Annotated in this window: 11 protein-coding genes and 1 pseudogene; 2 read left to right on the plus strand and 10 right to left on the minus strand. The window is 41.0% G+C overall.

The genetic code is table 11. From position 1 onward, the window contains the following. Nucleotides 1-11: 11 nt before the first annotated feature. The 5 genes from ACFPZG_RS01340 to istA all read right to left on the minus strand — a co-directional run bounded on the left by ACFPZG_RS01340 (nucleotide 12) and on the right by istA (nucleotide 6,073). Nucleotides 12-1,367, minus strand: coding sequence for a glucose-6-phosphate isomerase (locus ACFPZG_RS01340; RefSeq protein WP_317940349.1), 1,356 nt, complete (start codon nucleotides 1,365-1,367; stop codon nucleotides 12-14). 21 nt (nucleotides 1,368-1,388) lie between these two features. After that, nucleotides 1,389-3,215: a polysaccharide biosynthesis protein gene (locus tag ACFPZG_RS01345; protein WP_317940423.1), complete on the minus strand. Its 1,827-nt coding sequence runs from the start codon at nucleotides 3,213-3,215 to the stop codon at nucleotides 1,389-1,391. A 283-nt stretch (nucleotides 3,216-3,498) separates the two neighbouring features. Next, nucleotides 3,499-4,176, minus strand: a complete 678-nt coding sequence (locus ACFPZG_RS01350) for a CpsD/CapB family tyrosine-protein kinase (RefSeq protein WP_381426394.1) — start codon at nucleotides 4,174-4,176, stop codon at nucleotides 3,499-3,501. Then, on the minus strand, nucleotides 4,157-4,936 hold the full coding sequence (locus ACFPZG_RS01355) for a YveK family protein (protein WP_283732979.1): 780 nt from the start codon (nucleotides 4,934-4,936) through the stop codon (nucleotides 4,157-4,159). Before ACFPZG_RS01355 ends, ACFPZG_RS01350 begins: the two co-directional genes overlap by 20 nt. Nucleotides 4,937-5,167: 231 nt before the next feature. Then, on the minus strand, nucleotides 5,168-6,073 hold the full coding sequence (istA, locus tag ACFPZG_RS01360; protein WP_317940351.1) for an IS21 family transposase: 906 nt from the start codon (nucleotides 6,071-6,073) through the stop codon (nucleotides 5,168-5,170). 144 nt (nucleotides 6,074-6,217) lie between these two features. On the opposite strand from istA, the pseudogene tnpC reads away from it, so the two are divergent. Further along, a pseudogene (gene tnpC, locus ACFPZG_RS01365) lies at nucleotides 6,218-6,913 on the plus strand (IS66 family transposase); the annotation flags it as partial. 334 nt (nucleotides 6,914-7,247) lie between these two features. On the opposite strand, the gene ACFPZG_RS01370 reads toward tnpC, so the two are convergent. From ACFPZG_RS01370 to ACFPZG_RS01380, 3 genes are read right to left on the minus strand one after another with little or no spacing between them, the layout of a single operon-like run. Beyond that, nucleotides 7,248-7,460: a hypothetical protein gene (locus ACFPZG_RS01370; RefSeq protein WP_283732983.1), complete on the minus strand. Its 213-nt coding sequence runs from the start codon at nucleotides 7,458-7,460 to the stop codon at nucleotides 7,248-7,250. Nucleotide 7,461: 1 nt separating this feature from the next. After that, entirely contained in the window at nucleotides 7,462-8,217 is a 756-nt protein-coding gene (gene istB / locus ACFPZG_RS01375; protein WP_317940353.1) for an IS21-like element helper ATPase IstB, read from the minus strand. Further along, nucleotides 8,214-9,221, minus strand: coding sequence for a Mu transposase domain-containing protein (locus ACFPZG_RS01380; RefSeq protein ID WP_317940354.1), 1,008 nt, complete (start codon nucleotides 9,219-9,221; stop codon nucleotides 8,214-8,216). Before ACFPZG_RS01380 ends, istB begins: the two co-directional genes overlap by 4 nt. A gap of 154 nt (nucleotides 9,222-9,375) precedes the next feature. On the opposite strand from ACFPZG_RS01380, the gene ACFPZG_RS01385 reads away from it, so the two are divergent. Continuing rightward, nucleotides 9,376-9,996, plus strand: coding sequence for a hypothetical protein (locus ACFPZG_RS01385; RefSeq protein ID WP_381426382.1), 621 nt, complete (start codon nucleotides 9,376-9,378; stop codon nucleotides 9,994-9,996). Between the two features lie 188 nt (nucleotides 9,997-10,184). Here ACFPZG_RS01385 and ACFPZG_RS01390 read toward each other — a convergent pair whose 3' ends face one another. Then, nucleotides 10,185-11,351: a nucleotide sugar dehydrogenase gene (locus tag ACFPZG_RS01390; protein WP_317940355.1), complete on the minus strand. Its 1,167-nt coding sequence runs from the start codon at nucleotides 11,349-11,351 to the stop codon at nucleotides 10,185-10,187. A gap of 20 nt (nucleotides 11,352-11,371) precedes the next feature. Then, on the minus strand, nucleotides 11,372-12,391 hold the full coding sequence (locus ACFPZG_RS01395) for an NAD-dependent epimerase/dehydratase family protein (RefSeq protein ID WP_317940356.1): 1,020 nt from the start codon (nucleotides 12,389-12,391) through the stop codon (nucleotides 11,372-11,374). Nucleotides 12,392-12,559: the final 168 nt, after the last annotated feature.

Genomic DNA, 12,559 nt, shown 5'->3' on the forward strand with positions numbered 1-12,559 from the left:
TGGATAGTTGACTATAAGTTACGGCTTTCAGCCCCCACAACCACTTCCGTTTCATATCCTGGTTTATTTAACAACTTAAACATATTCGTCTTATACTGCTCGACACCCGGCTGATCGAACGGGTTTACGCCGAATAGGTAGGCACTCATTGCGCATGCTTTTTCGAAGAAGTAAACAAGATAACCAAATGTGTAAGCTTCCATTCGAGGGATTTCAAATACGAGACCAGGCACGCCGCCATCTACGTGGGCTTTTAGCGCCCCTTCAAACGCTTTGCTATTCACGTCGTCAACTGTTCTCCCTGCAAGATAATTCAGCCCATCGATATCGTCTTCATCTTTATCAATGCGGATATCGCAGTTTGGCTCTATCACTTTTACTATTGTTTCGAAAAGATTCCGTTGACCTTCCTGGATATATTGGCCGAACGAATGCAAGTCCGTCGAAAAATTACCGGATGCAGGGAAGATTCCTCTTCGGTCCTTCCCTTCACTTTCGCCAAATAACTGTTTCCACCATTCCGCGAGATAATGCAGCCCCGGTTCATACGTGACAAACATTTCAATTGCCATCCCTTTTTGAAATAGGATGTTGCGAATAACCGCGTATTGGTAAGCGGCATTCTTCTCAAGCATCGGGTTATTCAATTCAAGCTGGGCGCGCAATGCACCTTCCATGATTTCATCGATATTGATACCACTAACCGCAATCGGAAGGAGTCCGACAGCCGTCAAGACAGAGTATCGCCCACCTATATTGTTTGGAATGACGAAGGTTGTGTACCCTTCTTTATCTGAAAGCGCTTTCAACTCTCCGTTCCGCATATCAGTCGTTGCGAAAATCCGGCTCTTCGATTCTTCTTTTCCATATTTCACTTCAAGCAGCTTACGGAAAATCCGGAATGCGATTGCCGGTTCGGTCGTCGTCCCTGACTTCGAAATGACATTGATGGAGAAGTCTTTGCCCTCAAGCAACTCGATGACATGTGACATATAAGTCGAACTCAAGTTATGGCCGACGAAAATCACTTGGGGGTTCCCCCTCTTCCCCTCTGACAATAAATTATAGAAACTATGGTTCAACATTTCGATTGCAGCACGCGCACCAAGATAGGATCCACCGATTCCGATTACAAGCAAAATATCACTGGTTTCTCTTATTCTTGCGGCAGTATGTTGAATGTTTTTGAATTCATCACAGTCATGATTTTCTGGTAGGTCAACCCATCCGAGGTAATCACGATGGGTGCTTGACTCACTGTGGATTTGTTCATGAATCGAGCGTACGGAATGTTCTAAAAAAGATACTTTATAATGGCCAAAATACTGGCTCGCCTTCGAATAGTCAAAAGTAATATGTGCCAACAATTCACATCCTGTCTATTATTCTTAAACTGTCATCCCCATTTGAGGCTCAACAACTTTTCGATTCGCTAATCCCACAAGCGTCTCCCTCAACTCATCGACTTTCATATCAAGTAGCCTGTCCAACACATCCTGTTGCTCAAGCTCACTAATGGGTGTTGCCTTCCCGATATAAATCTTCGGAAATACATATTCGCTCTGCCGTTCACTTTCATCCAATAATTCCTCGTACAACTTCTCGCCAGGTCTGATTCCACTGAATTCGATCTTAATTTCATTTTCGTTGTAACCTGAAAGGTGGATGAGGTTTTTAGCCAAATCTACAATCTTTACTGGTTCGCCCATGTCAAGGACAAACACCTCACCGCCGCGTGCTAGTGTCCCTGCTTGAATGACAAGTCTGGATGCCTCAGGAATTGTCATAAAATAGCGGGTCATTTCGGGATCCGTCACCGTCACTGGACCACCTGCTGCAATCTGTTTCTTGAAAAGAGGAACGACGCTTCCTCTTGATCCCAACACATTGCCAAAACGAACGGCCGCAAATTTTGTTTTGCTGTTCTTTGCGATGTTTTGAACGACCATTTCTGCAAAACGCTTCGTAGCGCCCATTACATTCGGTGGATTCACCGCTTTATCTGTCGAAACGAGGACGAAATGTGGGACGCCGAACATGTTGGCGGCCTCTGCCACATTTTTCGTACCGAATATATTGTTCTTCACTGCTTCCATCGGGTTAGCTTCCATAAGTGGGACGTGTTTATGCGCTGCCGCATGGTAAATCACGTCCGGTTGGTGCTCGGATACAATGTCGAAGATGCGTTGTCGATCTTGGACATCCGCGATAACTGGAACGAGTTCAGTCTCGGGTGAAACTTTTTCTCTTAGTTCACGTTCTATTAAGTAGATCGAATTTTCACCATGTCCAAGCAAAATAAGCTTTTTTGGTGTAAACCGATTAACTTGACGGCAAATTTCTGATCCGATGGAGCCGCCCGCTCCTGTGATCATGATTGTCTTGCCTGTCAACTTGTTCGCGATTGCTTCCATGTCAAGTTGCACTTCATCGCGTCCAAGTAAATCCTCGATTTTGACATCATGGATATCAGTGACGGACACTTTTCCCGTCATGATATCCTCGATGCGAGGAATCGTTTGGGTTCTCGCACCTGTGTCCATACATATTTTTACTAACTCCGCCATCCGCTGCCTACTAACGGAAGGCATTGCAATAATGATTTTTTCAATTTCATTGTCTTTTACGAATGCTGGGATATTCTTCGTATCTCCCACTATTTTTACACCGTAAATCTCAAGACCACGCTTTTTCGTATCATCGTCGAGGAAAAGAATCGGCCTTATACCGCAATCGGGATTCTGATGGATTTGTCTAACAATCATACATCCGGCTTGTCCAGCCCCGATTATCATCGTTCGTTTTGCAGCCGAGTCTTCATAATGAAGGAACGTATCCCGATAAATCCGCCATGAAAGACGCGATCCACCAATGAGTAGAATATGTAGCATCCATGTAATTGCAAGTGCCCTATAATTAATATTCTGGGCGATAATCAGTTGTACCAATGCTACTACCACAATCGTCAACGATACGGCTTTGCAAATTGACTTCAACTCACCTATTGAGGCATACATCCATGCCTTTCGATATAATCCGAAATACCATGCAAATAAGTGATGTGCAATTTGAATCGTTAAGACACTAACAATTAGCAATTTGTTTGCAAATAGATTGATCGTAGGACTCAGGATATAATACCCAATGTATAACGAAAACAAGACAATAGTAGAGTCTACGAAAAAGAGCACTGTCAATCTGTTCTTAATTGAAATACCTCTCACATCCTCCTTAATGATTGGACCAGTCTATAACTACTACTCAACAATTACTATTATACTAATCTGTCATTAAAAAGATAACACTATTTTCAGTCAATTTAGTGCATTTTTCGCGTAAGAAGTGAATTTTTTGGCGAAATGTCGGTTTTGCCTACCAGAAACATTCCTTTTCTCCTATATTTCTCATGATTTTTTAAATCATTTTGGCTATTTTTGAATGAATTTGTAGATTTTATTCTTTAAAATAAAAAAAAGAGTAAAAGGGCTAAATGCCCCTTCACTCTGTCCCATAATATTGGTAATAGGAATTTTCCTTCTCTAACACAAAATTGTTCATTAGAATTCCAAGTATGTTCGCTTTAGCCGATATAAGAGATTCTTTCGCCTTAATTGCACTTTCTTTTTCCGTGGTACCGGAATTGATCACAAGGATTGTCCCGTCACATTTATTCGATAGGATTTGTGCGTCTGCCACTGAAAGTAGTGGCGGAGCATCGAATATGACTATATCGTACATTAACGCAAGCTCTTCAATTAATGCTTCCATCGAACTCGAACTGATTAACTCGGCGGGATTAGGTGGAATCTGTCCGCATGTGATTAAATACAGGTTTTCAATATTTGTGATTCTTGTTACTTCCTCAAGTGAAAATTGTTTAGTCAGCAAGTTGGATAAACCTATACTGTTCGATGTCTTGAAAGTGAAGTGCATCGTCGGTTTTCGCATATCTGCGTCGACAAGCAACACCTTCTTCCCTTCTTGCGCAAAGACGATTGCGACATTCGCAGCACTTGTTGATTTTCCTTCTCCGGGTGAAGAGGAGGTGAACAATAATGTCTTCAACTCTTTGTCAGGCGTTGAGAAATTGATGTTCGTACGGATTGTGCGGAATTGCTCCGAGATAAATGATTTTGGATTGACGCTTGTCACTAATTTACGTGAGGTGGCTAACATTTGCCGTTTCCTTTTTCTGAACAAGACCGTCACCCCTCTTCCTTCTTTTTCGTTTTGTTTTTTTCTTATCGTCGGGCATGTCTTTAACTGTAATCTTGCTGACAAGGCCTATAATGGGCAAGCCCAATAGTTCCTCAACATCCTGTTCAGTTTTCAATGTTGTATCCAAGTACTCAAGTAGGAAGGCAATCCCGACACCAAGCATGAGACCAATGACCGCTGCAATCGCCATATTGAGGAACGGATCGGGCTTTATTGGCGACGGGTTGTTTGACAATACGGCAGGTGAAAGGATAGTGACATTATCAACATTCATCAATTTCTGGATTTCTACCCGAAAAACCTCCGCCGTCGTATTAGCAATTTCGACCGCCATGTTCGGACTAGAATCTTGCACACTCACGTTAACAACTTGAGAATTTTGCGCGCTGTTCACCGTGATTTTTCCATTCAATGTCGCAAGCGTCGTTGAAAGATCCAAGTCCTCAATCACCTTGGACAAAATCGCCGGGCTTTTAATGATGACATTGTACGTATTGATCAGCTGAAGATTGGTTTGTATATCCTGCGTATTGAACTGGTTCTGCACACCCTTTTGCTGATTGACAAGGATTTGTGTCGATGCCTGATAAACCGGTGTTAATAGTTGGTAACTGATGACCCCCGCTGCTGTTACAGCTAACAGTGTCGTTAGAAAAATGAGTAAAGTCCTCTTTTTCAACGTCTTGAATAAATCCTGAAGACTTACAGTTTCTACCATAAAATCCATCTCCCCCTTTATAACTATCTTCAGATAACTCACATTATAGCACATGCTATTGAAAATATTCTAATAATTTTGTACTAATTCGATATATTTTAATAGTTAATATATTGTAGGAGGATTTACTTATTGGTGTTAGGTGGTTTGCTATGGCTGTATTAATATTTCGCCGAGGGGGCTAAAAACTTCTTTCAAATAATCCTTGTACACCATATTCCACCCTTTCTATTAGTCATTCGTAAGCCCCCAATCAAACAACGCATGTTTTTTATAATGAATGCGTTGTCGGTCTTCCTTCAGCTGCTGTTCAAGTAATTGGGTAAAGTGATTTAAATCTTTTATGACAGGCGCAGGAGTTATAAAATTGTAACGAACGTAGCCAACTTTATTTTCTACATTTCCTTTTTCATTACCTGCATAGGGATTGCACGCTTGTGGTTTAAATCCATAATGATTTGCAAATTGAAGGAATTCGTCTATAAAAACAGCCTCTTCATGCTTATTTCTTGGTTTGACTACGGCAGTCTTCATATTGTCGATACGAATTTTTTTAGGGACTCCACCCAATTGCTTAAATATCACTTTCATTCCATGTAGAAGACATTCTTGGTTTTCCCCTGGTAAGGGAATTGCATATGCGCTATTACTAAAAGGTAGAGTCATAACTAAACAATGGATGTCAACATACATTCCATCTTTAACGGCCCCCATTAAACCAAAATCCAATTGTGCTTCGGCGGGAGGATGAATTAAACGCTCTGAGTTTTTATCCTTAGTTTCTTCCTCGATATCTTCTTTTCCTTCACGCCACTCTTTAATAAAGTATGAGACGGTCCGATAGGACCCCTTGAAGCCCATCTTCTGAAGTGCAGTAAATATGCCCTTGTTAGTTCTTCTATCTTTCTTCTTAAGTTTAAGATCTTTCCAAAGCCAATCTCCTACAATTTCTCCCCATTGTTCGTCGTACATCATTCCAGATTTCTTCTTTTTATTTTCTACGGGGAGCTGATCTCCATCGGCATACTTTTTTGCTGTTCTCCAATTAATTCCTAGTGTTTTTGATATTTTATTTATGGATAAGGATTTCTGATTCCTCATTAATTTGATACAATTGATTTCAGGCATTGCCAGCATTCCTTTCAACCTCCACTGCATTTGATTCGACACCAATTACAGTAGAGAAATATTGGAAGGCTGGCAAGCCTTTTTTATTGAAACTTAAGTTGCAACGTTATGTACTTTTCCTTTTCAAAACTCTGTACTTCTATTTTGCACTACACACAAGGACCTGAAATGGTCCTTTTTCAAAGTTCCCTATCGCGTTCCCGTGAAGTATTGAAAAACTTCACACACGGCTTCAAAGGAATCATCATTTGCGATGGCTATTCTGCTTATGGCAATCTGGAGGGCGTTACTTTTGCCAACTGCTATGCGCATGTACGCCGATACTGGCTTAAAGCTGACAGCAAGAATGGTCGGATTGGCGTAGAATATTGCGATAAGCTTTACCGGCTTGAACGGAAGTTCAAACATTTGCCTCCCGGCAAACGGCGAAAAATGAGAAGAAAGTATTCGAAGCCGATTGTTGAGGAATTCCTTCAATGGGTGGAACAGTCCCCCTTCTATGGGAAAAGTGCGCTTGCCACTGCAGCGGACTACACGCTGAACCGTGGGGAAGGATTGAAGGCTTTCTTAAATGACGGCCGAATTGAAATCGATAATAATCCCGCTGAAAATGCCATCCGCCCCAATGTGATTGGTCGAAGAAATTGGCTATTCTCGGTCAGTGAAGCGGGCGCGCAAGCGAACGCCATTTGTTTAAGCCTCGCAGAAACGGCTAAAATTCAGGGGGTTGATTTCTATGCCTATCTCAAAAAGCTGTTGACGGATTTGCCGAACCTGAATTTTCAGCAGATGCCAGAGATATTGGACGACTTTCTTCCATGGTCAAAAAACATCCTGCTTTCATGCGGAAGCAAAGATAGCCCTACATTCGAAAAAAATAATCGAATGTCAGGGCTATTCGTGATGCACGCCGTAAAGGTGTGATTTTTTATATTTCGGGCTTACAGTCATTCAACAAACACACCTACAGAAAACTTTATGAAAATTTTTGCAATGACTGTACTAAATATTAAAAAGTCCCAATTTCCAGTCAAGGTATGATTACGGCCACCCGATTTTACCACTCGTGACATCTTTTTTACCACTAAACGCCAAAGAATTTACCACAGAGTGCCAAGGTGTTTACCAATGAATTAAAAACCCCTACAGAATTGCTGAATTGTAGGGGCTTGGCTTCGATTATTTATTTATTTTTGTTCTCAGAGTACTCTATGAATATTTTTCTGCTGCCTTCATATATATCCTGCTCAAAATAGCTGTAAGGGAAAGGTTCTTCTCCATAGACCTCCAAGAGTTTCTTCTTCAGCTCTTTCGGGAAGGGGTACCAACTTTTGTAACCAGACCAGTAATAGTTTTCCTCCATTTTTCGAAGATCCTTTTTTGTTAGTACAACCATATCAACCTTCCACGCCTAACCCATGGCGCTCTCGCATTGAAACATCTCCATCTATGAGAATCTGATAGGAGTCATGGATAATACGGTCTAAAATTGCCTCCGCAATCGTTTCATTCCCCAATTTTAAATGCCATCCGCTAGGATCGATCTGTGAACAGAAGATAGTTGAAGCTGCCTTATGGCGTGCTTCAGTGATTTCAAGTAGGATTGCGGCCTCATCTGTTGTTAAATCGGTCAGTAGCCATTCATCTAAGATAAGAAGATCGACATTCGTATATTTCTTAATCAATTTGCGATAGCTCCCATCCGCGGCTAATTTCGCAAGTGTCAATTCATCAAGTAACTCCGGTAGACGGATGTATTTAACAGTGTGAAATTGACGGCAGGCAGATATGCCGAATGCACTGGCCAAATATGACTTGCCGGACCCAGTGGGTCCCTTCAATATGATATTGTGACTGTCGAGAATATAGGCACCGCTTGCGAGCTTCAAGATCAAGTCTTTATCTAGTTTTCGATCTTCGTGATATTCTATGTCTTCAATACTAGCACTTGGGTTTAAAAAAGTTGCTGTTTTGATCAAGCGTTGAAGCTTATTGCTTTTACGTCGAGAATGTTCCAGATCGACTAGAAGTGAAAAGCGGTCTTCAAAACTCATCTTCTGGAAATCTTTGTTTCTTGCCTGTTCCTGGTAGGCTTCTGCCATTCCACTTAATTTCATTTCATGTAATTTGGACAGCGTCTGTTCGTTCATCATTTATCTTTACCCCCGTAATATGAAGCCCCACGTGTGAAGCCATAGTTATTCTTGCTGATTTCTGTCTTACGTTTCAGTTCCTGCTCGGCATCATTCTTTTTATTGTTCTTGAGGATAGTTTGTATACTTTTGACCGTAGGTCTATTTGTCATGGATGCGATCATTTTACACGCACGTTCTATTTCATATTTCGTGTAGCTACGCTCCGATTTTTTCAATGAGAATATGGACTGTAATCCTTGTTTTTCATTCGTCGATGCATCCAAGATATATCGAACCACTTTCAAGGTGGACGGTCCTATGTTTTCAGCCCACTCAATTGCAGCGTCTGGCGTTTGATCAACATATAGCTTATGATTATCTGGCATATGATCGCGTACGGTGGATAACTGACCGTACTTCCCATATAATCGTTTATGAGTAGCGACCCGCATATGATTAAAATAAATCTCAATGAGGCTGTCTGAAAGCCTTACTTCAACATCGCGGTTTATATATTCATATGGAACGGAATAAAACATGCTTTCGACGGATATGTGATAGTCAGGGCGCACCTTAGCCGTTTTCCATACGGATATTTGATATGGCGTGGATGGGAGAGGAGAAAGCGCAAATTTCTCCTCTTCCTCAAATGCCGACAGACGAGACCCTTTTTTGCGGGTAAAGGGACGTCGATTGAATTCCTCCAACTTCCTCCATACTTCTTCGTTTAATTCATCGATACTAAAGCAGTGCGTATTTCGTAAAGCTGCAATAATCCATGTGGAAATGGCACCAACGGCTCCCTCAACACTAGACTTGTCCTTAGGAGATCGAACCCGGGCGGGCATCACCACAGTATTATAATGGTCTGCCATTTCTCTGTAGGTTGAATTCAAGACCAATTCCTTGGATGTATGTTTAGTCACACTCGCTTTCAGATTGTCCGGCACTATTATCTGCGTAGAGCCTCCAAAATACGCATACGCATTGTTATGGGCAGTTATCCATGAATGCAAATTCATTGATAAGGTTGCCTCTGCGTAAGAAAGTTGGCTACAAGTGTAAACGTTAAACTATAATCAACAGTTTTCCACAAATAAGGTTAAACAGAAATCGATAAATAAGATTCAACAGTTTACCTTAAATATCTCACAATCTATATACTTGAAATAGTCTATGGAAAGTGAGGAACAGGAAGTGGAAAAGTTGATAACCTACAACGAGATTCATAGGCTTCGCAAAGAAGGATTTTCTAATAGTGCGATTGCCAAGAAATTAAAGATTTCAAGAAATAGGGTGATAGAATACGGGAAAATGACTCCAGATGAATTTTACCTGTTTGCCATCTCTCTACAAAGCAGAGGTAAAAAGCTTGATCCCTTTCGGGAAAAAATCCTTGAATGGCTAAAGGAACACCCTGACCTTTCAGGAGCCCAGGTATTTGATTGGTTGGAGGAAAAATTAGAATTTAGCTCTGTCTCTGAGGGGACTGTGAGGAATTACGTGAATGAGTTGCGGGAGTCCTACCACATTCCAAAAGTGATTTCTGAAAGAGAGTTTAGTGCAGTACCTGAACTTCCAATGGGGCAGCAGATTCAGGTGGATTTCGGGCAGACAAAGGTTCCCAAGCTGGATGGGACTTACATACGCCTATACTTTATTGGGTTTATACTAGCCCATTCAAGATATAAGTATGTAGAGTGGCTCGACCGACCATTTCGTGCAAATGATCTTATACGAATGCATGAGAACGCCTTCCATTACTTTGAGGGAATGTCCAAAAATACCTCCGTATAAAAAATGTCACACCTGTTGGTGTGCCCATTAAGTATACAAAGGTATGTAGTGGTAAACGCGTGACGTTTTCTGGTACATTTGTTGTCATTCGGTGGTAAAAAAGATGGCAGAGGTGGTACATTCCGTTGGCCGTAATCAAAGGTACAATAAAAAAAATAGCCCAGCCAATGGCTGAGGCTATTTAGTACTTAATCTCTAGCAAATAAATCCCTTGTATAAACTTTCTCTTTCACACCATCCAACTCTTCCGACAAGCGATTAGCCACAATCACTTCACTAATCTCCTTAAACTCCTCAAACTCCCGAAAAACCCTACATCCAACGAACTCAGCATCCTCCAGCGCCGGTTCATAAACAACCAACTCTACCCCAGCATCCTGCAACCGCTGCATAACACCCTGTATGGCCGACTGTCTAAAGTTATCCGAATCAGTCTTCATCGTTAAACGATAAATCCCAACCACTTTCGGCTTTCGTTCCATAATCATATCAGCGATATGATCCTTCCTCGTATCATTCGAGTCTACAATCGCCTTAATAATCGCATTCGGCACGCCTTCAAAGTTGGCCAATAGCTGCTTCGTATCCTTAGGTAGGCAATACCCCCCATAACCAAATGAAGGATTATTATAGTGCCCCCCTATTCGAGGATCCAACCCAATTCCTTCAATAATCTGTTGGGCATTCAACCCTTTCACTTCCGCATAGCTATCCAACTCATTAAAGAACGACACCCGCATTGCCAAATATGTATTAGCAAATAGCTTAATCGCTTCTGCCTCTGTAGAATTCGTAAACAAGACAGGGACATCCTCTTTATTAGCCCCCTGCACCAACAAATCCGCAAACTTCCGAGCACGTTTAGACTGCTCCCCTACAATGACTCTTGATGGATAAAGATTATCATAGAGAGCTCGACCCTCCCGAAGAAACTCTGGGGAGAACAGAATATTATCCGTATTAAAACGCTGACGTACTGATTCCGTGTAACCAACAGGTATAGTCGACTTAATCACCATGACTGTATCAGGGTTAATCGATTGCACTGCATCAATAACCGCTTCCACTGAACTTGTATCAAAATAATTTCGCTCCGGATCATAGTTCGTCGGTGTAGAAATAATAACAAACTCCGCTTCCTGAAATGCTTCTTGAGCATCCGTTGTAGCAGACAAGTTCAATTCTTTCGTAGCAAGATAAGACTCAATCTCCTTATCCTGAATAGGCGATTGCCCGCTATTAATCAAATCTACTTTTTCTTGTACAATATCATAAGCAATGACCTCATTATGTTGAGCTAACAGGACTGCATTGGAAAGACCGACATAGCCTGTGCCTGCAATAGTGATTTTCATCTATTCCACTTCCTTCTTTCTCACTTAACGTTGTAATAATCAACATACCAATCGGCAAACTTCTGCAAGCCTTCAGCAATCGGTGTTTCCGGTTTAAAGCCAATTGCCTCTTGCAATAAATCAGTGGAAGCATAAGTCGCAGGAACATCTCCTGGCTTAATTGGTTCAAATTCCTTTTTGAAGACAACCTCTCTACCCGTAGCATTACTTAAGCATTGCTCCAATGTTTCTATAAACGTCATCAATTTTTCAGGACTATTGTTGCCAATATTGTAAACTTTGTGTGGAACAGTTTCAGTAGGCGGATGGCCAATCAATCCTTCAATGCCAGCGACAATATCATCGATATAGGTGAAGTCACGGTATAGATCATTTTTAAAATCACCATTATTAAAGATTTTAATCGATTCTCCTGAAAAATACTTGTCCGCAAATCCAAAGTATGCCATATCTGGTCGACCCATTGGTCCGTAAACGGTAAAGAAACGGAGGCCTGTAGCAGGTATTTTATACAGATGGCTATATGTATGGGCCATTAATTCATTGGACTTTTTCGTAGCGGCATAAAGTGATACAGGGCTGTCTACAAAATCCGTCTCTTCAAATGGAACTTTTTTATTCGCGCCATATACAGAACTGGATGAAGCATAAATTAGGTGATCTACTGGAAAATGTCTGCAAGCTTCAAGGATATTATAGAAGCCAATGATATTACTTTGTATGTAGACATCCGGATTCTCTATCGAATACCTAACTCCTGCCTGTGCTGCCAGGTTTACCACAATTTCGGGCCGGTACTTTTCAAAAGTCTTCATTATCATGTTCTTATCAGAAATATCGCCTTCAATGAACTTGAAACCATCATATTGCATAAGTAGTTCCAAACGAGATTTTTTAAGGTTCAAATCATAATAATCGTTTACATTATCAATGCCTATTACACGAACCCCATTTTGAAGTAGTCTTTTAGTTAAATAAAAGCCTATAAAACCAGCCGAACCAGTGACTAGATATGTACAATCATTCAGTTTAGTGTTCATATGTTTCATCTCCTTGACAATTTTATTGGTAAAGCAAATATGATTTATTTCGGCTTTTATTAACATTATACTTTTATACATAAATGAAGAAGAAATAACAATCCAATTATAAGCCAGAAGCATCTCATGATAGGCTTCCCATTTTATCTCTATTGCAAGTCTCCTAAT

It is taken from the genome of Sporosarcina thermotolerans (genome assembly GCF_042658975.1).
In the GTDB taxonomy this organism is placed as follows: domain Bacteria; phylum Bacillota; class Bacilli; order Bacillales_A; family Planococcaceae; genus Sporosarcina; species Sporosarcina thermotolerans.